Origin of the sequence: Nocardiopsis halophila DSM 44494 (genome assembly GCF_000341245.1) — a bacterium.
GTDB lineage: Bacteria > Actinomycetota > Actinomycetes > Streptosporangiales > Streptosporangiaceae > Nocardiopsis_A > Nocardiopsis_A halophila.
In genome coordinates this window covers 1-22,757 of the sequence record NZ_ANAD01000082.1, presented here as the reverse complement: position 1 = coordinate 22,757, position 22,757 = coordinate 1, and the positions used below count along the sequence as shown (strand labels likewise).

Below are 22,757 nucleotides of genomic sequence, written 5' to 3'. Positions count from 1 at the left end.
CTTCCCGGCGGCCCCGTGCTCAGGCGGGCAGCACATAGGAGTGCTCCGGGCCCCACTCCAGCCAGACCCGGTCCCCGCGGGCAGGCCCGTCGTCGGTCCCGGCCGAGTTCTGGGTGTAGACGGTCAGCTCGGTGCCGCCCTGGGCACCCGTGTCGACGGCCACCGTGTAGTGCGTGGCCGAGCCGAGGTAGACCACCTCGGAGACGGTCCCCGGGACCCGGGAGCGGGTGCCGGCGCCGTCCGGCCGGGCGGTGTGCAGGGCGATCTTCTCCGGTCGGACGGTGATCTCCACCGTCTCGCCCACCGCGGCCCCGGTGGCGGCGCGGACCGTGCCCTCCTCCCCTGCGGGGAAGGCGGCCAGACCGCCCGAGGCGTCGGAGACCGTCCCCGAAAGCAGGTTGGAGGTGCCGATGAAGCCGGCCACGAACCGCGAGGCCGGGCGCTCGTAGATCTCCCGGGGCGGGCCGAGCTGTTCGACGGCGCCCTTGTTCATCACGGCGATGCGGTCCGACATGGTCAGCGCCTCGCCCTGGTCGTGCGTGACGTAGACGAAGGTGATGCCCACGTCCCGTTGGATGCGCTTGAGCTCGATCTGCATGGCCTGGCGGAGCTTGAGGTCCAAGGCGCCCAGCGGTTCGTCGAGCAGCAGCGCGCTGGGGCGGTTGACCAGTGCCCGCGCCAGGGCGACGCGCTGCTGCTGGCCGCCTGACATCCGCCCGGGCTTGGTCCTCCCGCGCCCGGAGAGCTCCACCAGTTCCAGCATCTCGCCGACCCTGCGGCGGACCTCGTCCCGGGGGACGCCCTTGCGGCGCAGGCCGAAGGCGATGTTGTCGAAGACGGTCATGTGCGGGAAGAGCGCGTAGCTCTGGAAGACCATGTTCACGTCGCGGCGGTCGGGCGCCACACGGGTGACGTCGGCGCCCTTGAGGCGGACGGTGCCCTCGGTGGGGTCCTCGAACCCGGCGACCATGCGCATCGTGGTGGTCTTGCCGCACCCGGAGGGGCCGAGCAGGGAGAAGAACTCGCCCTGCGCGATCTCCAGGTCCGTCCGGGCGACGGCGGCGACCTCCTCGCGCCCGGTGCGGAAGGTCTTGGCGACGCCCTCCAAGGCGATCGCGGGGACGTCGGCCGACGGGGGCGCCTCTTCGGCGGCGCCGACGGGGGCGGGGGCGGACTCGGTCATGCTGTCCATCGTGCACTCCCCTAGTCCCGGCCGATGTAGCTCATGACGTGCTTCACCCGGGTGTACTCCTCAAGGCTGTAGAGCGAGAGGTCCTTGCCGTACCCGGAGTGCTTGAAGCCGCCGTGCGGCATCTCGGCGATGAGCGGGATGTGGGTGTTGATCCACACGCACCCGAAGTCCAGACGGCGGGAGACGCGCAGCGCGCGGGCGTGGTCGCGGGTCCACACGCTGGAGGCCAGTCCGTAGCGGACCGAATTGGCCCATTCGACGGCGGTGTCCTCGTCGTCGAAGCGCTGGACGGTGACGACCGGGCCGAAGATCTCGTCGGTGACCATCTCGTCGCCTTGGCGGAGCCCGGCGACGACGGTGGGCTCGAAGAAGTAGCCGGTGTCGCCGGAGCGCCTGCCGCCCGCGAGCACCTCGGCGTGCCCGGGGACCCGGTCGAAGAAGCCGGAGACGCGGGCGAGCTGGTCGGCGTTGTTCAGCGGCCCGAAGTCGGCTCCGGTGTCCTGCGGGCCGCCGGTGCGGGTGGCGCGCGCCTGCTCGGCGAGGGCGGCGGCGAGGTCGTCGTGGATCCCCGGCGCGGCGAGCACCCGGGTGGCGGCGGTGCAGTCCTGGCCGGCGTTGAAGTACCCGGCCCCGGCGATGCCCTCGGCGGCCTTGGCCACGTCGGCGTCGTCGAAGACGATCACCGGGGCCTTGCCGCCCAGCTCCAGGTGGAGCCGCTTGAGGTCGGTGGAGGCGCTCCGGGCGACCTCGAACCCGGCCCGGGTGGAGCCGGTGAGCGAGATGAGCCGGGGCAGCGGGTTCTCCACCAGGGCCCGCCCCGTGCCGCGGTCGCCGCAGACCACGTTGAACACGCCGTCGGGCAGGAACTCCGCGGCGATCTCGGCCAGCAGCAGGGTGGAGGTGGGGGTGGTGTCGGAGGGCTTGAGCACGACGGTGTCGCCGGCCGCCAGGGCGGGGCCGATCTTCCAGGCGGCCATCGCCATCGGGTAGTTCCAGGGGGTGATCTGCCCGACCACCCCGATCGGCTCGCGGCGGACCCAGGAGGTGTGGTCGGCCATGTACTCGGCGGCGGCCCTGCCCTCCAGGGTGCGGGCGGCGCCGGCGAAGAACCGCAGGGCGTCGGTGACCTGCCAGAGCTCCTCGTCCCGGGTGGTCCGCACGGGCTTGCCGCAGTCGGCGACCTCGGCGGCGACCAGGTCCTCGGCGCGCTCCTCCACGGCGTCGGCGAACCGGTTGAGGGCGATCTGGCGCTCGGCGGGGGTGGTGTCCCGCCATCCCCCCTCGAAGGCGTCCCGGGCGGCCCGGTAGGCCGCGTCCACGTCGGCCGCCGAGGAGACGGGGGCCTGCGCGATGACCTGCCCGGTCGCGGGGTCGACGACGTCACTGGCGCGCCCGTCGGCGGTGTCGGCGTACCCCCCGTTGACGAAGTTCCGCAGCTGCCGCGGCCTGGACTGCTCGGTCATGCGTGGCACTCCTGACGAAGGTGATGCAGGGCACATTCACTGTCCTGCGTACCTTGACAGAGCACACCGACCTGCGACAAGGGATTCCGTTGTAAAAATCCGGTTTCGCCATCGATCCCTCATGCAGTAGCGACGTCGACCACTGTTTCCTGCACACCATCGGGTATTGGTCGCCGCGCGCGCCGGACGGGCGGGAGCACGGGACATACGGCGGGGCGGGGCGGACATCATGCCCGACCCGCCCCGTGCCCGGAGCACCGGGACCGTGCTAGCGGCGCGCCGCCTGCAGCTCGGCCGCGGAACCGGTGCCGGATCCGGTTCCGGCGTCGAGTGCGGGGGCCGACTCCTGGAGCAGACGCTCCAGAACCGCCCGTTCGCGCTCGTAGCGTCGCGCCGACACCCAGAGCCGGCCGACGATGAAGGCCTCGAAGACCAGTAGCCCCGCACAGGAGCCCCCGACGATCCAGAGCATCGCCCCCGGGAGGACGGCGCCCGCGAGCGGGGCGACGATGAACACCCCCATCTGGAACTCGATGCCGCTGAAGAGGTGGGGCCGGACGCGGTGCCGCAGCAGGGCGTCACGGAACCGGGCGTAGGCTGGGAAGCGCTCGGCGAGGCTCCCCGTGGGCGGCTCCGCCGGGCCCTCCGACTTCGGTCCGCCCGTCTGGGCGTCCTGGGGCGACCCGCCCTCTGCGGCCTCCGGCGCATCGGCGGACTCCTCGTCGAGGACGCGGGGCCTGAGTTCGGCGAAGCGCTTCTCCCCGAGCTCCCGGATGAAGGCCTCCTCGTCCATTTCCAGGTCCCTGAGGCCGATCCGGACGCGCTTCTTCTGGGAGCGCCGCATGTTCTTGCGGACCCTCGCCATCTGCGGCGAATTCAGGTAGCGGAACATGTCCGTGAACACCACGGCGAGCGCGAACCAGATGTAGACCGTGTCGCCCGTCGCCGCGAACTGGCCTCCCATCAGGCCGATCGTGCAGATGAGAACGCGTACCCGGTCGAAGACGTAGTCCAGCCAGGACCCGAAGACGGTCCCGTTGCCTTTCAACCGGGCGATCTTTCCGTCCATGCAGTCGAGGAGGAAGCTGATGTGGAAGACCGCCGCCCCGAGGACCAGGCCGAGGGCGTCGGCCCGGCCGAAGGCCACGGAGGCGGCGCACCCGAGCACCAGCGCGGCGGCCGTCAGGTGGTCGGGGGTCAGCGCGGTCCGGTTCGCGGTCAGGACGACCAGGCGCGAGGCGACCGGGTCGACGAGGTAGACCGTCCACCACGAGTCGCGCTTCTTGTAGGTCTTCTCGCGGACTTCGGCGAGGGTGAATCCGTCAGAGGACATGGATCGCTACTCCGTGTGAAGGGAAGAGGGCACGGAAAGGCAGCGTCGGGCGCTCTGGAATCGTGGGGGATGGGGGCCGCTCAAATGAGCGAACCCCTGCCGGGGATGCGCTTTTCCTTTCCTTCTCCTCGCCGTTCCGTTCGCCTGCGCATCCCAGAACACTCGGCACCACCGGGAGACCGACGCCCCGCCCGCCGCTCCCGGGTCACCGGCGGGCTCAGGACTCTCGTCTCCCAGATTTCACCGTTTGGACGCCCTTTGGGAGGGATCGGTTTACAAGAAGGTGAAACGCCCTCGGATCGCCGCTTCCGACCTGCATTCTCCGCCGAAACGCGAACGGGCCGCCCCGGTCTCCCGGGGCGGCCCGTGGCGTCGGGCTACTCGCCCTTCCAGTCCGGTTTGCGCTTCTCGGCGAAGGCCGCGGCGCCCTCCATGGCGTCGTGGCTCACGAACACCGGTCCGGTGATCGCGTCCTGGCGGGTCCACATCTCTTCGGTGGACCAGTCGTCGGAGGCCGTGATCACCTCCTTGGACACGGCCACCGCCATCGGCGCGTTGGCGGCGATGCGCGCCGCCAGCGCGCGGGCGCCCTCCAGGGCGCCGCCGCTCGGCGCGACCGTGTTCACCAGGCCGAGCTCGCCCATCCGCGGGGCGCCGACGAAGTCGCCGGTCAGCGCGAACTCCATGGCGATGTTGCGGGGGATGCGCCGGTGCAGCCGGAGCAGCCCGCCGCCGGCGGCCACCAGTCCCCGCTTGGCCTCGGGGATGCCGAACTGCGCGTCCTCGGCCGCCACCACCAGGTCGCAGGCCAGGACCGCCTCGAACCCCCCGGCCAGGGCGTAGCCCTCCACCGCGGCGATGAGCGGCTTGCGCGGCGGCCGCTGGGCGAAACCGGCGAAGCCGCGCCCCTCCACCACCGGCACCTCGCCCTTCATGAACGCCTTGAGGTCCATGCCCGAGCAGAAGGTGCCGCCCGCGCCGGTCAGGATCCCGACCGTCAGGTCCTTGCGGGAGTCCAGCTCGTCGAGCGCCTCGGCGATGCCCTGGGCCACCGCGGCGTTCACGGCGTTCTTGGCCTTGGGCCGGTCGATCGTGATCACGGCGACCCCGTCGGCCGCCTCGAACCGGACCTCGGGGCCGGTCCCCTCTTCCGCTGCCATGCGCCCTCCTACTTCGGCGGCATGCGCAGGCCGCCGTCGATGCGCACGACCTCGCCGTTGATGTAGCTGATCTCCAGGAGCGAGCGCACCAGGCGGCCGAACTCATCGGCGGTGCCCAGGCGCTTGGGGAAGGGCACCGGCGCGGCCAGGCGCTCCTTGAAGGCCTCGGACTCGGGGCCCTGCCCGTAGATGGGGGTGTCCAGGATGCCGGGGGCGACCGTGTTCACGGTGACGCCGATCGCCGCCAGGTCCCGCGCGGCCGGCAGCGTCATGCCGATGACACCGCCCTTGGAGGAGGAGTAGGCGATCTGCCCGATCTGGCCCTCGATGCCGGCGAGGGAGGCCGTGTTCACGATGGCCCCGCGCTCGCCGTCCTCGCCGACCGGCTCGGTCTCGCTCATCGCCGCCGCCGCGAGGCGCAGCAGGTTGAAGGTGCCGATGAGGTTGACCTCGATGACCTTCTTGTAGCTGGCCAGGTCGTGCGGCTGCCCCTCGCGGTTCACCGTGCGGGTCGCCCAGCCGATCCCGGCGCAGGCCACCGCCGCGCGCAGCGGGCGCCCGGTGTCGACCGCGGCCTGCACGGCCGCCTTCACCTGGTCCTCGTCGGAGACGTCGGTGGCCACGAAGCGCCCCCCGACCTCCTTGGCGACGGCCTCGCCGCGATCGGCGTTGAGATCGGCCACCACCACGGTCGCCCCGGCCTCGGCCAGCTGCCGGACGGTCGCTTCACCCAGCCCGCTCGCGCCGCCCGTGACGACGGCGGAAATTCCGTTGAGATCCATGTGAGGAACCCTACAGACCCGCCCCCGCGGGGACTAGAACCGGGTTCGGTTTTCCGGGGCGGGTGCTCAGTCCTGCTCGGGGCCGCTCTGCCAGCGCTGGTAGACCGCCTCGTCCACCAGCTCGGCCGCCAGGGTGTAGGCGTGGGTGCGGTTGAAGTCGGCGGCGCCCGCCCCCACCGCGAACGGCAGCACCTCGTCGTCGGCCAGCGCGATCTCGTAGCCGTGCGCCGTAGTGATCCGGTGCAGCCGGCCGCTGTCGGTGCGCTCGGTGCCGTGGTACTCGATGACCTTGGCTCCGGCCAGGTCCGTGAGGATCCTGCCGAGCGGGTCCGTGGGAGGCCAGGCCATGGCTCTCGCTCCTCCGGGGTCGGTGCGCCTGCGGGCGGTGGCTCCCTTGCAGCCTGCCATCCGACGGGGCGCCGCGCAGCCCGCCGGAAAACCCGTTGCCCCGGGGCGGGGGCGCGAGTAGCGTCGTATCCGTGCGCATCTGATCGTCGAGACCACGCGCCGGGAGCAGCGGAAGCTCGCCCGCAGAGGCTGGAGCAGACCCCCTCCCGGCGCTTCCCTGTCCGGTGATTCCTGCATCCGGCGTGGTCTCGACGACGGTGTCCGGCGCACTTCTCTGCGCCCGGGCCCGCTTTCGGGCACCCTGACGCCGGCGTCGCGGCCCGCCCCGAACCCTTTCGGAGGTGGCGTTTGACCTCTCGTACGACCGAACCGCGGCTCGGCACCCACCGGTCCCTCGCTGAGGGAGGCGTGGCCGAAGGGCCCACACCACTGCTGAGCGCCCGCGACCTGTCCAAGGCCTACGGTGCCCGCGCCGTCCTGGACGGGCTGTGGCTCGACGTCGCCCCGGGGCAGCGCCTCGGCCTGGTCGGCGAGAACGGCGCCGGCAAGTCGACCCTGCTGTCGCTGCTGGCCGGGGCCACCGACCCCGACGCCGGGGCCGTCTCACGGCCTCCCGAGACCGGCTACCTCACCCAGGAGCCGCCCTTCAGCGAGGACACCACGCTGGGGGCGGCGGTCGAGGAGGCCCTGTCCGAGCCGCGCGCGGCCGAAAGGGAGCTGACCGCCCGGGCGGAGGCCCTGGAGGACGGGAGCGCGGCGTCCCAGCGCGCCTACGCGCAGGCGCTGGAGCGCGCGGAGGCCCTGGACGTATGGGAGGCCGACCGCCGAGCCGGGCAGGTGCTCTCCGGGCTGGGACTCGCACAGGTGGAGTCCGACCGCCCGGTGTCGGCCATGTCCGGCGGGCAGCGCAGCCGACTGGCCTTGGCCGCGCTGCTGATCCGGCGCCCGCGCGCGCTGCTCCTGGACGAGCCGACCAACCACCTGGACGACGACGCGGTGGCCTTCCTGGAGGAGTACGTGTCGAAGCTCCCCGGAGTCGTGGTGCTGGCCAGCCACGACCGCGCCTTCCTGGACGCGGTGTGCACCGGCCTGCTCGACCTGGACCCCTCCTCGGACCGGGGGCCCACCTATTACGGAGGCGCCTACACCTATTACCTGGAGGAGAAGCGCAAGGCCCGCCAGCGCTGGGAGCAGCGCTTCCGGGACGAGCAGGAGGAGCTGCGCGCCCTGCGGGTGTCGGTGGACGTGACAGCACGCCAGGTCGCTCCGGGACGCCCCTTGGGCAATAACAGCAAGATGCTCTACGACTTCAAGGGCGCGCGTGTGCAGAAGCAGCTGTCGCGCCGAGTGCGCAACGCCCAGCGGCGCCTCGACGAGCTGGAGGGCACCCAGGTGCACAGGCCTCCCAAGCCCTTGGCGTTCTCAGGGACGCTCACCGGCGGTGCGACCGCCGGCGGGGGCCCGGCGCTGAGCGCGCGCGGGCTGGAGGTCCCCGGCCGGCTGAGCCTCGACCGCCTCGACCTGCTGTCGAACGGGCGGCTCCTGGTCACGGGTCCCAACGGCGCCGGGAAGTCGACCCTGCTCCTCGTCCTGGCCGGAAAGGTCGCCCCTGCGTCGGGCGAGGTGCACGTCCACGGCGGCGCCCGGGTGGCGCTGCTGGAACAGGACGTGGAGTTCCCTGACCCGGAGCGCACCCCGCAGGAGATCTACACCGCGGCGGTCGGCCGGCTGGCGGACCAAGGCGTCCTGAAGGGCGCGGACGCGCCGTCGCTGGACGAGCTGGGGCTGATGGCCCGCCGCGACGTCCGCCGTCCCGTCGGCGAGCTGAGCGTGGGCCAGCGGCGCAGGCTCGCCCTGGCCCTGATGGTGGCCGCGTCCCCGCACGTCCTGCTCCTGGACGAGCCGACCAACCACATCTCCCTGGCGCTGAGCGAGGAATTGGAGGAGGCCCTGAAGACGGCCCCGGGCGCGGTGGCGGTCGCCAGCCACGACCGGTGGCTCCGCCGCACCTGGGAGGGAGACCACCTGCACCTGGAGAACGGGGAGCCGAGGTAGAGAGGGACCCACGAGTGGCCCAGAGCGTGCGGTGGCACCGAGCGCCTGGGCCGCTCTGCGGCTAACCTGTACTCCCAGGCCGATGGCTAAGGAGGTGGCGGCCGTGTGCGCCCAGCCGGTCCCCGAGTGGATGATTCCGCCTTCGGACGGGTTCCACGCCGAAGACCTCGACAGGCTTCCCGACCTCCCTCCGCACACCGAGCTCATCGACGGGAGCCTCATTCTCGTGAGTCCGCAGAAGAGCTTCCACACGCTCATGATGGACCTCCTCGTCGCGGCACTGCGGGCATGCGCTCCGGACCACCTGAGGGTCCGCCGTGAGATGACGACCACGCTCGGGCCCCGCCAGAGACCTGAACCCGACGTCATGGTCGTCCATGCCTCGGCGGTCACAGGCGGGGAGCAGACGTCGTTTCCCCCCGAGTCGTTGGAGCTGGTGGTCGAGGTGGTCTCCCCCGAATCGCGGGTCCGGGACCGGGAACGCAAGCCGCAGCTCTACGCCCAGGCCGGCATCCGGCACTTCTGGCGCGTGGAGGCGGACGACGAGCGCCCCGTCGTCTACGTCTACGAGCTCGACCCGTCCGCATCCTCGTACGCGCTGACCGGCATCCACCACGACCGGCTGAAGCTCGGCAGGCCCTTCCCGATCGACATCGACCTCACCGAGGTCGACCGGCTCTGAACGGCTCCGGGCCTCCCCCGCCCCGGGACAGCTCGTGCTCCAAGGCGTCCAGCTCGGCCCCGCCCGCCATGTGGTGGGTCAGGTCCTCCAGGCCGAGGGCCGAGCGCGGGGCGTCCAGCTCCGCCTCGCCCAGCCGCAGGACGACGAAGCGGTCGCCGACCATGTAGGCGTGGTGCGGGTTGTGGGTGATGAAGACGACGCCCAGCCCGGCGTCCCGGGCGCCCGTGATGTACTTCAGCACCACCCCCGACTGCTTGACGCCGAGCGCGGCGGTGGGCTCGTCCAGGATCAGCACGCGGGCACCGAAGTACACCGCGCGGGCGATCGCCACGACCTGCTTCTGGCCGCCGGACAGGTTGGCCACCGGGGCGTCGATGTCGGGCAGGTCGATGCCCATCTTCTTCAGCTCCTCGTCGGCGATGCGGCGCATCGCCCGCACGTCGAGGCGGGAGAGCGGACCCCGCCCCTTGCGCATCTCCGAGCCGAGGAAGAAGTTCCGCCACACCGGCATCAGCGGGGCCAGCGCCAGGTCCTGGTAGACCGTGGCGATGCCGCGGTCCAGCGCGTCACGGGGCGAGGAGAAGGACACCGGCTCCCCGTCCACCCGGTACTGGCCGGCGGTTGGGGCGTGCAGCCCGGCAAGGATCTTGATCAGGGTGGACTTGCCCGCCCCGTTGTCGCCCAGGATGCAGGTGACCTCGCCCGCGCCGACCGCCAGGTCCACGCCGGCCAGGGCGGTGATGGTGCCGAAGGACTTGCCGACGCCGCTCAGTTCCAGCAGCACGGTACCGGTCATGGTGCTCACCTCTTGCCCGCCTGGCGGCGGACCCAGGCGTTGACGACCACGGCCAGCAGCAGCATCGCCCCGACGAAGAACATCACCCAGTTGTTGTCCCAGCCGGCGTAGACGATGCCCATGGTGGTCATGCCGTAGATGAAGGCGCCGATCGCGGCGCCGATGACGGACCCGAAGCCGCCGGTCAGCAGGCACCCGCCGACCACCGCGGCCATGATGTAGAGCAGCTCCATGCCCACGCCCTCGCCGGACTGCTGGCGGCCGGAGGCCGTGAGCAGGTGCATGCCGCTGAACCAGGCGAAGAAGCCGACCGCCATGAACAGCCCGATCTTGACCCGCGCCACCGGGACGCCGACCGCGCGGGCGCTCTCGGCGCTGCCGCCCACCGCGAAGATCCAGTTGCCGACCCGGGTCCGCGTCAGCACCCAGGTGGCCAGGGCGACGAAGGCCAGCCACCACAGGACGGTGATGCGGACATCGCCCAGCCCCGGCACGGGGACGAAGGAGGCGAAAACCGCCCGCGCGGAGGCGTAGCCGTCCATGTCGGCGATGTTCGGCCCGGACACGCTGCCGGTGACGAGCTTGGTCACGGCGATGTTCAGGCCCTGGAGCATCAGGAACATCGACAGGGTGACCAGGAAGCTCGGCAGCCGCGTGCGGATCAGGACCACGCCGTTGGCGAGCCCGACGGCCAGGGAGGCGGCCAGCGCGATGCCGGCGGCTGCCCACACGTTCAGGTTGAGGTAGTACCCGGCCATCCCGGCCAGCAGGCAGTGACCACCGCGACCCCGGCGGACAGGTCGAACTCGCCGCCGATCATCAGCAGCGCCACGCCGACCGCCATGATGCCCACCACCGAGGAGGCATAGAGCACGGTGGCGAAGGAGTCGCCCTGGCGGAAGGCGGGCGCCAGCGCGAAGAACACGCAGAAGACCGCGACGGCGCCGATGAGCGACCCCAGTTCGGGCCGGCTCAGCAGGCGGTTGAGCAGGGGGCGGCGCCCGGCCCGCAGTCCCTTCTCACGTGCGGCCGCGGGCTGCTGCCGCGGCGCGGCGGTGCTCGCCATGGCGCCTCACCGGGTTCCCTTCTGGGCGTACTCGGCGACCCGGTCGACGTTGCCGGAGTCCACGAAGCTCGGCCCGGTGAGCACCGGCTCGGTGCCGCCGCCCATCGCGTTGCCGTTGGCGTTGTACAGCCACAGGCCTTCCAGGGACATGTACCCCTGCAGGTAGGGCTGCTGGTCGACGGCCCATTCGACGGTCCCGTCCTCGATGGAGGCCACGACCTCCTCGTTCAGGTCGAACGTGGCCACCCGGGCGTCGCTGCCGGCGTCGGACACCGCGTCCAGCGCCGCCATCGCGTAGGGGCCGCCGAGGGTGGCGACGTGGTCGATGTCCTCGTCGGACTGGAGCTTGGAGGTGAGGGAGGACTTGACGTCGGGCATGCTGGAACCGTCGACGTAGAGCGTCTCGGTCTCCCCGTCGAAGGCCTCCTCCAGCGACGAGCAGCGCGTCTCCAGCGCCACGTGCCCCTGCTCCTGGATGACACAGAGCGCCCTCTGCGCCCCAGCGTCGTCGAGCCGTTCGCCGAAGGCCTCCCCGGCCAGGGACTCGTCGGTGCCGAAGTACTCGGTGACGCCCATGTCCTGCCACTGCTCGATGCCGGAGTTGAACGCCACCACGGGGATGCCGGCGTCCTGGGCCTCCTGGACCGCGCCTTGGAGCTCGTCGGGCTTGGCGAGGGTGACGGCGATGCCGTCCACCCCCTTGTCGATCGCGGTCCGCACCAGGGTGGCCTGCTCGGAGGCGTTGGGGTCGGAGTTGTAGTCCAGGGTGATGCCGTGCTTGGCGGCCGAGTCCTCGGCGCCGGCCCGGATCCGGTCCCAGAAGGTGTCACCGGGGACCTCGTGCGTGATCATCGCGATCGTCAGGCCGGCGGCCTCGGCATGGCCGCCCCGGTCTTCCTGCTGTGCGCCGCCGCCGGAGCTGCACGCGGCCGCGGCCAGGGCAAGGGCCGAGGCCGCCGCCACGAGGGCGGGGATCTTCGGGGTGCGGTTCATGGGCGGTACCTCTGCTCTGCTGTCAGGGCGTGCTGCGGTGGGGGGCGGACGGGTCAGTCCCGCTGGTAGCGGGCCCCGAGACCGCAACTGTTCAGGTAGTGGCGGGTGCGCACGGCGATGGGCAGCGGGACGTCGGGCGCGCAGGGGTAGAGGTCCTGCTCGACGATGACGAAGACGCGCGCGTCCGCGTCACCGAGCGCGTCGAGGACCTTGGAGGGCACCGGCTCGCCCGCGGGCGGCTCGACGCAAACGCCGCGCTTGACCGCCTCGCCGAAGGACAGCTCCTCGGCGTCCTTCTCCCGCAGCACCTGCGGGTCCATCTGCTTGATGTGCACGTAGCCGATGCGCTCGGAGTAGCGGCGGATGAGGTCGACCGCGTCGCCGCCCCCGTAGGCGACGTGCCCGGTGTCCAGGCACAGGGACACGTACTCGGGGTCGGTGCCGTCCAGGAACCGCTCGATCTCGGGCTGGGTCTGGATGTGGGTGTCGGCGTGGGAGTGCAGGCACAGCCGCACCCCGTACTCCTCCAGCAGGAGCCTGCCGAGCCGGTCGGCATTGCGGTGCAGGGTCCGCCACCGGCCGTCCCCCAGACGGGGCGACTCGGTGAAGGCGCCCGTCTTCTCGTCGCGGAACATGGGCGGGATGAACACCAGGTGGCGGGCGCCCATGGCCCGGGTCAGCCCGGCGACCTTGCGCACGGTGGAGAGCATCCCGTCCCACCGGTCGTCGTCGTGCAGGGCGCCGAAGACGGTGCCGCCGGAGACCTTGAGACCACGCCCGCCCACCTCGTCGGCGAGCCGGTCGGGGTCGGTGGGCAGGTAGCCGTACGGGCCGAGCTCCAGCCACGCGTAGCCGGCCTGGGCCAGTTCGTCGAGGAATCGGTTCCACGGGGTCTGGTACTCGTCCTCGGGGAACCACACGCCCCAGGAGTCGGGGGCGGATCCGAGGACCAGCTTGTCCTTCACGGTGCTCATCGCTGCCGTCCTTTACTGAAGCCGAAGGGCGGGGGCGTCCCCAGGGGACGTCACAGGTGGTGGCGCTGCTCGCGCTTGTGCTCGGCATAGGCGCGGCGGGCCGCGCGGGTGCTCTCCAGCTCGGACACCTCGCTCACCGGAACGTCCCACCAGCCGTTGGAGGGCGGGGCGGGGCCGGTCGGGTCGGTCTCGATGTGCACGACCGTGGTGGTGTCGGCGGCCTTGGCGGCCTGGACCGCCTCGCGCAGCTCCTCGAGGTTCTCGGCGCGGACGGCCCTTGCCCCGAGGCTGGCGGCGTTGGCCGCCAGGTCCACGGGCAGCCGGTCGCCGTCGAGCCGGCCGCTGACGGGGTCGCGGTAGCGGTAGCGGGTGCCGAACCGCTGGGACCCCAGCTCCTCGGAGAGGGCCCCGATGGAGGCGAAGCCGTGGTTCTGCAGGACGACGATGACGACCTTGATCCCCTCGGCGACCATGGTGGCGATCTCCTGGGAGAGCATCAGGTAGGAGCCGTCGCCGACGAGGACGACCACCTCGCGGTCGGGCGCGGCCATCCTGGTGCCCAGCCCGGCGGCGACCTCGTATCCCATGCACGAGTAGGCGTACTCGACGTTGTAGGCCTTGGGGTCGCGCGCCCGCCAGAGCATCTGCAGGTCGCCGGGCAGGCTCCCGGCGGCGTTGACGACGACGTCGCGGTCGTCCAGGGCGTCGTTGAGGGTGCCCAGGACGGCGGTCTGCGCGGGCGGCGGCCCGTCCGCGACCGCGTAGCAGGCGTCGGTGGTGCGGGCCCACTCCTCGGCGAGGGCGCGGGCGCGCTCGGAGTGGGCGTCGGGGACCCGCAGTCCGGACAGCTCCCGCCGCAGCGCCTGCAGGCCGGAGCGCGCGTCGGCGACGAGCTGGTGGGCGGCGTGCTTGGCGGCGTCCGGTCGCGCCACGTTCAGGTTGACGAACTCCACGTCCGGGTCGGCGAACACGGTGCGGCTCGCGGTGGTGAAGTCGCTGTAGCGGGTGCCGATACCGAGGACCACGTCGGCCTCTCGGGCCAGGGCGTTGGCGGCCGACGTCCCCGTGGAGCCGACGCCGCCGACCGCGCAGGGGTGGTCCCACGGCACCGCGCCCTTCCCGGCGTGGGTGTCGGCGACGGGGATGCCGGTCTCCTCGGCGAACGCGCGCAGCTCCTCGGTCGCCCGGGAGTAGACCGCCCCGCCGCCGGCCACGATGAGGGGCCGCCGGGCCCGGCGCAGCGCCTCGGCGGCGCGCTTCAGCGCGGCGGGGTCGGGCTGCGGGCGGTCGATGTGCCAGGTGCGCTCGCGGAAGAGCGCGAGGGGCCAGTCGTGCGCCTCGGCCTGCACGTCCTGGGGCAGGCAGAGGGTGGCGGCCCCGGTCTCGGCCGGGTCGGTGAGCACCCGCATCGCGGCCATGGCGGCCGGGACCAGCTGCTCCGAGCGGGTGACGCGGTCCCAGTACTTCGACACCGGGCGCAGCGCGTCGTTGACCGTGGCGTCGCCGCCGCGGGCGTCCTCCAGCTGCTGCAGCGCCGGGTCCGGCGCGCGGGTGGCGAACATGTCGCCGGGCAGCAGCAGCACCGGCAGCCGGTTGGTGGTGGCCAGCGCGGCGCCGGTGACCATGTTGGTGGATCCGGGGCCGGTGGAGGCGGTGCAGGCGAAGGTCTGCAGCCGGTCGCGCATCTTGGCGAAGGCGGCCGAGGCGTGCACCATGGCCTGCTCGTTGCGGGCCGGGTAGTAGGGGAGGTCGGCCTCGCCGGTAGTGGCGGCCTGGAGCAGCGCCTGCCCCAGCCCGGCCACGTTGCCGTGGCCGAAGATGCCCCACACGCCGGGGACGAGCCGCTGCCGCTCGCCGTCGCGCTCGGTGTACTGGACGGCCAGGAAGCGCACCAGCGCCTGAGAGACGGTGAGCCGGACGGTTCCGGCGGGCGTCGTGTCGGCCGTCGTGTCGGCCGTCGGGGGCTCAGTCGCGGGCTCAGAGGTCATCGGGACCACTCCCCCGTCCCCGCGCGCGCTGCGCTCGGGCCCTCGGCGGTGTACAGGGGCAGGCGGGGGTCGACCTCCTGCTTCTCCCAGGTCTCGCGCACCCACCCGTGGCGGGGGTCGTCGCAGATCCTCCAGGCCCGCTCCTCGCCGGGGCCGGCCATCACGTTGAGGTAGTAGAGGTCGTAGCCGGGGACGGCCATGGACGGGCCGTGCCACCCGTGCGGGACGGTCACCGCGTCGCCCGTGCGCACCTCGGCGAGCACGTCGATCGGCCGCTCCTCGGTGCCGTACACCCGCTGGTAGGCCACGCCCGGCCCGGCGGGGCCCGAGCCGACCTCGAAGTAGTAGATCTCCTCCAGCTCGCACTCGGTTTCGGTGGCCTCGTCGTGCTTGTGCGGCGGGTAGGAGGACCAGTTCGACCCGGGGGTGAGCACCTCGCAGGCGATGAGCCGGTCGGCCTTGAAGGCCTGCGGGGTGCAGAAGTTGTTCACCTGGCGGCTGGACCCGCCGGCCCCGCGCAACTCGACGGGGACGTCCTCGGNAACGGCACCCGCCGGCCGCAGCGCGCGGACGGCAGGGCGAACCGGCCGCCCTCCGCACTGAAGACCGTGGCCGCGGCGTCGCGGGGCACGTAGGCGAAGTCGGTGACCCGGGAGAACACGTCCGGGCGGCCGGCCAGGTCGAACCGCTCGCCCCCGCACTCTACCGAGCACGCGCCGTTCAGCGGCAGGACCAGGGTCTCGGCGTCGCCGGTGGCGACCTCGGCGCTGTGGCCGGGGGCCAGCTCCAGCACCTTCAGGCCGGAGTACCCCCACCCGGCGGACTCGGGGGTGACGACGGCGGCGTAGGGCCCCTGGGCGGTCGAGCCCGCGGGGACGTGGTGGTTCGCGGTCATCCGTGCTGCCTCCTCGGTCGTAGGCGGTCTCACAGCAGCCCCACGGCTGTGTCGACGGCGCCGACGACGTCGTCGTCGGCCGGGTACAGCAGGGAGCGCCCCACGGTCAGGCCCTTGACCGTGGGCAGCTTCAGCGCCTCGCCCCAGCGGGCGAAGGCGGCGCCGGGGTCGGCGGGCAGCTCCCCGCCCAGCAGCACCACCGGCAGCGTGGACCCGGCCACCACCCGCTCCATGCCGTCGACGACGGGCAGCTTGAGCCAGGTGCGCGCGGTGGTGCGGCCCAGGCCGGAGCCGATGGCCACCGATCGGGCGACGGCCCCGGTCGACAGGTCGTTCTTCACGGCCCCGTCGGCGGTGTGGGCGATGAACGGCTCCACCATGGCCGTCAGCCCGGCGGCGTTCAGCTCGTCGACCGCGCGGGCGCAGGACTCCAGGGCGTCGGGGGTGCGGCCGTCGGAGTAGTGCAGGCGGAGCAGCATCTTTCCGCCCTCGAAACCCATGGCCTTCAGGCCCGCGGCGTCGTAGCCGGTGAAGCGGTCGTCGACCTCCCAGGCGGCGCCGGTCAGGCCGCCGCGGTTCATGGAGCCGATGGCGGTCCTGCCCTCCAGGGCGCCCAGCAGCAGCAGGTCCTCCAGGATGTCGGCGGTGCCGAGCACCCCGGTCACCCCGGGCCGGGCCAGGGCCGTGCACAGCCGGTCGAGCAGGTCGGCGCGGTCGGCCATGGCCATGGGGCGGTCCCCGGCGCGCAGGGCGCCGCGCGCGGGGTGGTCGGCGGCGATGATCATCGCCTTGCCGTGCTCGCCCAGCAGGGACGCCGGCCGCGTGCGGGCGGCCGCGGCCTCGGCGATCGCCTCGGGGCGCTCGATCCGCACGGCGGTCAGTTCGCGCAGCTCCTCAGAGCGCATGGCGCGCCTCCTGCAGGCGGGCCTCGACCTCGTCCGAGGTGGGCATCGCGTCCGAGCAGGCCAGGCGGGAGGCGACGATGGCCCCGGCCGCGTTGGCGAAGCGCAGGGTGCGCTCGGTGTCCCAGCCCGACAGCAGGCCGTGGCAGAGCGCGCCCCCGAAGGCGTCGCCCGCGCCCAGGCCGTTGACGACCTCCACCGGTACCGGCGGGACGGTGGTGCGGCCGGAGGCGTCGGAGGCCATGACGCCCTTCGGACCCTGCTTGACCACGGCCGTCCGGACGCCGAAGCGGTCGTGCGCGGCGTCGGCGGCGGCCTCGGGGTCGCGGGTGCCCACCGCGGTCTCCCACTCGTCGAGGTTGCCCGCGGCGACGGTGGCGTGCGCGAGCGCCTCGGCCGTCCAGCGCCGGGCCTCTTCGCGGGACTCCCAGAACACGGGGCGGTAGTCCAGGTCGAGCACGGTGGCGCCGCGGCGGCCCCGGGCCCGCAAGGCCTCCAGGGTGGCGGTGCGGCTGGGCTCGGCGCACAGGCCGGTGACCGTCGCCCACAGGACGTCGGCCCCGCACAACGCCTCCAGGTCCAGCTCCTCGGGGCGGATCTCCAGGTCGGGGGCCTTGGGGGTGCGGCCGTAGAAGTAGAGGGGGAAGTCGTCCGGCGGGAAGATCTCGCAGAAGGCCACCGGTGTGGCGGCGCCGGGGACGGGTGCGGCGTAGCGGGGGTCGACGCCGTAGGAGGCGAGCGCCGTGCGGACGAAGCGCCCGAAGGGGTCGTCCCCGGTGCGGGTGACCACGGCGGTGCGCCGGCCGTGCCGGGCGGCGGCCACGGCGACGTTGGTGGGGCTGCCCCCGAGGAACTTGGCGAAGGTGCGCACGTCCTCCAGGCCGGCGCCGGTCTGCTCGGGGTAGACGTCGACGCCCACGCGCCCCATGGTGACCACCTCGAAGGGCACGGATGGCGCGGATGGGACGGAGCGGGCGGAGGGGGCGTCATCGGGGCGGCGGTCGGTGGCGCTCAACTCGGACCTCCGTCGGTTGCGGCGGGCGCCGGTGCGTCCGCCCTCGTCGGGCGGGCTTCGGTATCCCCGGTCATGAGCCGGGTCACAGCGGCAGGTCCTCGCGCACCTCGGACAGGCGGACCGGTCGGCCCCGGCGCATCGCGCGGTCGGCGGCGTCGGCGATGAGCACCGCCTCCAGGGCGTCGGCCACCGTGCACGGGCTGGGTCCGCCCTCGGCGGCCATCCGCAGGAAGGCGGCGATCTCCGCCTCGTAGGCCGGGGTGAAGCGGGTCCAGAACTCCCGCCAGGGTTCGTCCCCGGGGAAGCCGGCGCCGGGCTCGGCCGAGACGAGGGGGACGCGGTCGTCCAGGCCGACGGCGATGGTGCCCCGGGTCCCGGCCAGCTCCATCCGCACGTCGTAGCCGCCGCCGTTGTAGCGGGAGCCCTGCAGGGTGGCCAGGGTGCCGTCGTCGAGGCGGAGCAGGGCGGCGGAGGTGTCCACGTCCCCGGCCTCGGCGAAGTAGGCGGCGCCGCGGTTGGCGCCGTAGGCGCTGACCTCCTCGGCCTCGCGGCCGGTGACCCAGCGCAGGATGTCGAAGTCGTGGACGTGGCAGTCCCGGAAGATGCCGCCGGAGGCCGGCACGTACCCGGCGGGCGGCGGGGCGGCGTCGCAGGTCACGGCGTGCACGCGGTGGAGTTCGCCCAGCTCGCCGCCGCGCAGCGCCTGCCGTGCGCGCACGTACCCGGCGTCGAAGCGGCGCATGAAGCCGATGTGCACCGCCGCGTCCGCCTTCTCCACCTCGCGCAGCACGCGGACGGTTCCGGGGACGTCGGGGGCCGCCGGCTTCTCGCAGAAGACGGGGATCCCGGCCCGCACGCCCGCCAGGATCAGGTCGGGGTGGGAGGCGGTGGCGGAGGCGACGACCAGGGCGTCCACCGCTCCGGGGGCGAGCAGGTCCGCGACGCCGGCCGGGCGGCCCCCCGCGTCGCCGGCGACCGCGGCGGCCCGTGCGGGGTCGGCGTCGGCGACCAGGAGTTCGTCCACCTCGGGGCGGGCCGCGACGGCCGCGGCGTGCGAGGCGCCGATCCGTCCGGCGCCGACGAGTCCGATGCGCATGGGGGGTGCGCCCTCCCTCCGTACGGGGCGGGCCGCGTGGCCCGGATCACACCGTTTCTACGCTCCCGGGCACCCCATGTCAACATTATGTCTAGACATATGCACCTCTTAATCTTCCATCAACAGGACGGCGGCGTAGACTCGGGAGGACGCACGGGAGGACCCGCCCCGCGGCGGGCGCGCGGGCCGTCCCGCGACCGAAGAGCCCCCGTCCGCCGAAGATCGGAGCCGCGTGGCCGAATCGCACCTGCAGGTGATGCTCGACCGCACCAGCCCGGTGCCGCTGTACTTCCAGCTGGCCCAGGAGCTGGAGCGGCGCATCCGCGAGGGCGAGATGCCCCCGGGGACCCGCCTGGAGAACGAGATCGTGCTCGCCGACCGCCTCGGCCTGTCCCGCCCGACCCTGCGCCGCGCCATCGAGTACCTGGTCGACCAGGGGCTGCTGGTGCGCAAGCGCGGCGTCGGCACCCAGGTGGTCACCCCGCGGGTGCGGCGGCCGGTGGAGCTGTCCAGCCTCTACGACGACCTGGTGCAGGCCGGCCAGCACCCGTGGACACGGATCCTGGACCTGAGCGTGCGGCCGGCACCGGAGTCGATCGCCCGCGCCCTGGAGGTGGAGCCGGGGACCGAGGTGTACTTCCTGGAGCGCCTGCGCCACGTGGGCGACGAGCCGCTGGCCCTGATGCACAACTACCTGCCGCTGGGCCTGGTGGAACTGACCCGCGAGGGCCTGGCCGAGACGGGACTGTACCGGGTGCTGCGAGCGGCGGGGGTGACCCTGAAGATCGCCTCGCAGAGCATCGGGGCGCGCGGCGCGACCGCCGCAGAGGCCACGTCACTGGGCGAGGCGAAGGGGGCGCCGCTGCTGACGATGGACCGCACGGCCTACGACGACATCGGCCGCGTGGCCGAGGTCGGCTCGCACGTCTACCGCGCGTCGAGGTACTCCTTCGAGCTGACACTGACGAGCTGACGCCCTGACAGCGCCGACGCGTCTGAGTGCGGGCGGGGGCACATGGAGAACGTCCACGGGACACGGCCGGGCTCTCGCTACTGGGAGACCGCGGGCACGTGGTGCTTCCTCGCCGACAGTGTCGAACTCCTCCTCCGCCTAACCCCTCCGGGACCGGCGCTCGATCTCGGCGATCAGGCGCTCCTCGGCGTCCGCGCCCGGGGGGACCTTCGGCAGGCGGGCCGTCATCGCCAGTCCGGCGATCCACCACGCCCCGACGATCGCCCACTCCCAGGGCCACACCAGCGCGGCGGGCATGCCCGGCAGGTAGAGCGCCAGCAGCCCGACGCTCAGGACCAGCGCCGCGGCGCCGACCGCGCGACCCGCCGGGGTGCGGAACGGGCGCTCCATGCCCGGCTCGCGGCGTCGGAGCACCAGGAAGCAGACCGCGACGACGATGTAGGCGATGACGATGTTCACCCCGCCGGCGTCGACCAGCCACACCAGCATCGGCCGGCCGAAGAGCGGGGCGAGCACCGACAGCGCGCCGATGAACAGCAGCGCGTTGCCGGGGGTGCGGTAGCGGGGGTGCAGACGTCCGAACCAGGCGGGGACCATGCGGGACTCGGCCATCGCGTACAGCAGCCGGCTGCCCCCGATCAGGAAGGCGTTCCAGCTGGTGAGCAGCCCGGCCAGGCCTCCGACGACCAGCACGTTGCCCATGGCGGCGCTGTCCCACAGGGCCGCCATGGCGTCGGCCGAGGCCAGGTCGGAGGCGGTCAGGTCCTCGGGGCCCAGGGCGGCCCCGGAGGTCAGCATGATCATCACGTACCAGGCGGCGGCGCACCCGACCGAGACCACGAGCAGGCGGCCGACCTGCCGGAGGGGAAGCCGGATCTCGCTGGCCGACTGCGGGATGACGTCGAACCCGACGAACAGGAACGGAACCGCCACCAGTACCACGAACACGCCGGAGACGCCGCCGGTGAACAGCGGCTCCATGGTGGCGGCCGAACCGCCCACCGCGGCGCCGGCGACCATGGCCGCCCCGGCTGCAAGCAGGAACAGCACGGCGATGGTCTGGAACACCCCCGCGGGGCGGATGCCCACGTAGTTCACCCCGGTCATCACGACCGCCGCCAGCACGCCGACCGCGACCTGGGCGGCGGAGACGTCGTACCCGGCGACCGTCCACAGGTGGCCGGCCTCCATCGCCTCGGGGGCCAGGTAGCCGACGGTCTGGGGGACGGCGACGGCCTCGAAGGCGACGACCGAGATGTAGCCGAGCACCATCGCCCAGGAGGCGGTGAAGGCGCCGCGCGGCCCCAGGGCGCGGAGCGCGTAGTGGTGCTCGCCGCCGGCCCGCGGCATCGCCGCCACCAGCTCGGCGTAGGTGAGCCCGACCAGGGCGATGACCACGCCGCCGAGGACGAAGGCGAGAGCGGCGCCGACGCTGCCCGCGGCGTCGATGAAGTCCCCGGTCAGCACGATCCAGCCGAAGCCGATCATGGCCCCGAAGGCGAGCGCGAGCACGTCCCCGCGGCCCAGGACCTTCAGGAAGCCGTCGTGCCCGGTGCCGGGGTATGGGGCGGACGAGGGCTCGGGACTGCTGGAGGCGCCCGGGGGGCCGGGGGTGTTCGGGGCGTCCGACATGGGGGGATCCCCTCCGTCTCGGGGGTGTGGACGGTGATGAGGGGTCATTTAAACCACCGGCCCCGACTCGGGATCAAGGTCCCGGAACGGCGCATTCACCGCGGCCGTCTGTCCACACCGCACAAATCCCGGCGACCCCGGCGGCACACCCAGCCCCTGGTGAACCGCTCGTGGAGACCGAAGGGGACCGTACGCAGGGGGGCGACGGCCGGGAACGGTCCCCCATCGGCGTGCCCATCGACCGCCCGACCGTCTCAGGGCAGGGAAGGGGCGGCGACGGATGGGCGGGGCGCCCCGTTCGTGTCCGCCGGCGTGGTGGAACTCTGCGGGCTCCGGCCGCCCCCGGGGAGCACTGCCTGCCGCCCGTATCGACACCCCTTTTGATCTCGGGGAAGTCGGGGTAATACTCGCCGGTATTACCCCGACTTCCCCGAGATCAACGGCGAGGAGGGGGCGCGCACCGGGCCCGGGCCTCCGGGGGCGGAGACCACCGGGACACCACCCGCCGGCCGGAGCAAGGGCCCGGCGGGGACGACGATGACGGGCCACTAACCGAGGCCGCATAGGCCACCGGTTCCAAACTTCAGCGGTCACGGCCCCCTCCTCCGGACGAGGAAAGGCCCACCGACCGGGACCGCTACGCCCTGCGGCGCGGGCTCCTCCGGTGGACGAGGTGGCGGGGGCCCCTCGCCTTCGTGCCCTTGCCGGCCGTGGCCCTCCCGTCCCCGCGGACACGCCGGGGCGGCTCCTCGCGGGCCAGGAGGGCCGCACCGACCAGCCCTGCCTCGTTGCCCAGCCGCGCCTGCACGATCCCGGCCTCGGGCCGGTACCCGCGCCCGGTCAGGTGCCGCCGGAAGGCACTGCGCGCCGGACCGAGCAGCAGGTCACCGCACTCGGACACACCGCCGCCGATGATGAACAGCTCCGGATCGAAGGCGGCCGCCAGATCGGCCAGCCCCTTGCCCAGCCAGCGGCCCACGTCCTCCAACACCTCCACACAGGCCCGATCGCCCTCGGCGGCCAGCTCGGCGACCAACGGGCCGGTGATCCGCGCCGGGTCCCCGCCGACCGCCTGCAGCAGCCCCCGGGCCACCGGCGAGTCGGCCGCCGCCAGCTCGCGCGCCTCGCGGGTGACCGCGTTGCCGCTGGCGTACTGCTCCCAGCACCCCCGGTTGCCGCACTCGCACCGGTGCCCGTCCTGCACCACGGCCATGTGCCCGAACTCCCCGGCGATGCCGTGCCGCCCCCGGTACAGCGCACCGTCCAGCACCACCGCGCCGCCGATGCCGGTGCCCAGGTTCACCACCACCGCGTCCGAGGCCTCCCGCCCGGCGCCCAGCCGCATCTCCGCCCAGGCCGAGGCGTTGGCGTCGTTCTCCACCGCGACCGGCAGCCCCAACCGCGCGGTCAGC

General features: G+C 73.2%; 18 protein-coding genes and 2 pseudogenes. 3 read left to right on the top strand and 17 right to left on the bottom strand.

Annotated elements, in window-relative coordinates; genetic code table 11:
* Positions 1 to 19: 19 nt before the first annotated feature.
* From D450_RS0111080 to D450_RS0111055, 6 genes are all read right to left on the bottom strand, one after another.
* Positions 20 to 1,192, bottom strand: coding sequence for an ABC transporter ATP-binding protein (locus D450_RS0111080; protein WP_017538733.1), 1,173 nt, complete (start codon positions 1,190 to 1,192; stop codon positions 20 to 22).
* An 11-nt stretch (positions 1,193 to 1,203) separates the two neighbouring features.
* On the bottom strand, positions 1,204 to 2,655 hold the full coding sequence (locus D450_RS0111075; protein WP_017538732.1) for a gamma-aminobutyraldehyde dehydrogenase: 1,452 nt from the start codon (positions 2,653 to 2,655) through the stop codon (positions 1,204 to 1,206).
* Between the two features lie 268 nt (positions 2,656 to 2,923).
* The gene (locus D450_RS0111070; RefSeq protein ID WP_017538731.1) at positions 2,924 to 3,988 is read right to left on the bottom strand and encodes a CDP-alcohol phosphatidyltransferase family protein; all 1,065 of its coding nucleotides are present in this window, start codon (positions 3,986 to 3,988) and stop codon (positions 2,924 to 2,926) included.
* Positions 3,989 to 4,365: 377 nt separating this feature from the next.
* On the bottom strand, positions 4,366 to 5,148 hold the full coding sequence (locus D450_RS0111065) for a crotonase/enoyl-CoA hydratase family protein (protein ID WP_017538730.1): 783 nt from the start codon (positions 5,146 to 5,148) through the stop codon (positions 4,366 to 4,368).
* 8 nt (positions 5,149 to 5,156) lie between these two features.
* Positions 5,157 to 5,930: an SDR family NAD(P)-dependent oxidoreductase gene (locus D450_RS0111060; RefSeq protein ID WP_017538729.1), complete on the bottom strand. Its 774-nt coding sequence runs from the start codon at positions 5,928 to 5,930 to the stop codon at positions 5,157 to 5,159.
* Positions 5,931 to 5,996: 66 nt separating this feature from the next.
* Positions 5,997 to 6,278 carry a hypothetical protein gene (locus D450_RS0111055; protein ID WP_017538728.1) on the bottom strand — a complete coding sequence of 94 codons (282 nt, stop codon included), beginning with the start codon at positions 6,276 to 6,278 and terminating at the stop codon, positions 5,997 to 5,999.
* Between the two features lie 408 nt (positions 6,279 to 6,686).
* Between D450_RS0111055 and D450_RS0111050 the strand changes: the two genes are divergently transcribed.
* Both D450_RS0111050 and D450_RS0111045 read left to right on the top strand, forming a co-directional pair.
* Positions 6,687 to 8,333: an ABC-F family ATP-binding cassette domain-containing protein gene (locus D450_RS0111050; protein ID WP_017538727.1), complete on the top strand. Its 1,647-nt coding sequence runs from the start codon at positions 6,687 to 6,689 to the stop codon at positions 8,331 to 8,333.
* Positions 8,334 to 8,436: 103 nt separating this feature from the next.
* Positions 8,437 to 9,015 carry a Uma2 family endonuclease gene (locus D450_RS0111045; RefSeq protein ID WP_017538726.1) on the top strand — a complete coding sequence of 193 codons (579 nt, stop codon included), beginning with the start codon at positions 8,437 to 8,439 and terminating at the stop codon, positions 9,013 to 9,015.
* On the opposite strand, the gene D450_RS0111040 is transcribed toward D450_RS0111045, so the two are convergent.
* From D450_RS0111040 to D450_RS0111000, 9 genes and pseudogenes are all read right to left on the bottom strand, one after another.
* Positions 8,993 to 9,811, bottom strand: a complete 819-nt coding sequence (locus D450_RS0111040; RefSeq protein WP_017538725.1) for an ATP-binding cassette domain-containing protein — start codon at positions 9,809 to 9,811, stop codon at positions 8,993 to 8,995. The genes D450_RS0111045 and D450_RS0111040 overlap by 23 nt on opposite strands.
* Positions 9,812 to 9,816: 5 nt before the next feature.
* Positions 9,817 to 10,877 (bottom strand): annotated as a pseudogene (locus D450_RS29990) (ABC transporter permease).
* Between the two features lie 6 nt (positions 10,878 to 10,883).
* Positions 10,884 to 11,870, bottom strand: coding sequence for a substrate-binding domain-containing protein (locus D450_RS0111030; RefSeq protein ID WP_017538724.1), 987 nt, complete (start codon positions 11,868 to 11,870; stop codon positions 10,884 to 10,886).
* 53 nt (positions 11,871 to 11,923) lie between these two features.
* A complete protein-coding gene (locus tag D450_RS0111025; RefSeq protein ID WP_017538723.1) occupies positions 11,924 to 12,844 on the bottom strand; it encodes a TIM barrel protein in 921 nt (306 codons plus the stop codon).
* A 50-nt stretch (positions 12,845 to 12,894) separates the two neighbouring features.
* Complete coding sequence (gene iolD / locus D450_RS0111020; protein ID WP_017538722.1) at positions 12,895 to 14,832, bottom strand: 3D-(3,5/4)-trihydroxycyclohexane-1,2-dione acylhydrolase (decyclizing); 1,938 nt, start codon at positions 14,830 to 14,832, stop codon at positions 12,895 to 12,897.
* A pseudogene (gene iolB / locus D450_RS29985) lies at positions 14,829 to 15,727 on the bottom strand (5-deoxy-glucuronate isomerase). Before iolB ends, iolD begins: the two are co-directional and overlap by 4 nt.
* 29 nt (positions 15,728 to 15,756) lie before the next feature.
* A complete protein-coding gene (locus D450_RS0111010; RefSeq protein ID WP_017538720.1) occupies positions 15,757 to 16,632 on the bottom strand; it encodes a Cgl0159 family (beta/alpha)8-fold protein in 876 nt (291 codons plus the stop codon).
* The gene (iolC, locus tag D450_RS0111005; RefSeq protein WP_017538719.1) at positions 16,622 to 17,644 is read right to left on the bottom strand and encodes a 5-dehydro-2-deoxygluconokinase; all 1,023 of its coding nucleotides are present in this window, start codon (positions 17,642 to 17,644) and stop codon (positions 16,622 to 16,624) included. Before iolC ends, D450_RS0111010 begins: the two co-directional genes overlap by 11 nt.
* A gap of 82 nt (positions 17,645 to 17,726) precedes the next feature.
* Positions 17,727 to 18,740 (bottom strand): Gfo/Idh/MocA family protein, encoded by a 1,014-nt coding sequence (locus D450_RS0111000; protein ID WP_017538718.1) that lies wholly within the window; start codon positions 18,738 to 18,740, stop codon positions 17,727 to 17,729.
* Between the two features lie 232 nt (positions 18,741 to 18,972).
* Between D450_RS0111000 and D450_RS0110995 the strand changes: the two genes are divergently transcribed.
* A complete protein-coding gene (locus D450_RS0110995) occupies positions 18,973 to 19,713 on the top strand; it encodes a GntR family transcriptional regulator (RefSeq protein WP_017538717.1) in 741 nt (246 codons plus the stop codon).
* A gap of 138 nt (positions 19,714 to 19,851) precedes the next feature.
* On the opposite strand, the gene D450_RS0110990 is transcribed toward D450_RS0110995, so the two are convergent.
* Both D450_RS0110990 and D450_RS29980 read right to left on the bottom strand, forming a co-directional pair.
* The gene (locus D450_RS0110990) at positions 19,852 to 21,345 is read right to left on the bottom strand and encodes an APC family permease (protein WP_017538716.1); all 1,494 of its coding nucleotides are present in this window, start codon (positions 21,343 to 21,345) and stop codon (positions 19,852 to 19,854) included.
* Between the two features lie 637 nt (positions 21,346 to 21,982).
* On the bottom strand, positions 21,983 to 22,757 hold a 775-nt coding region (locus tag D450_RS29980; protein ID WP_017538715.1), incomplete at its 5' end, for an ROK family protein.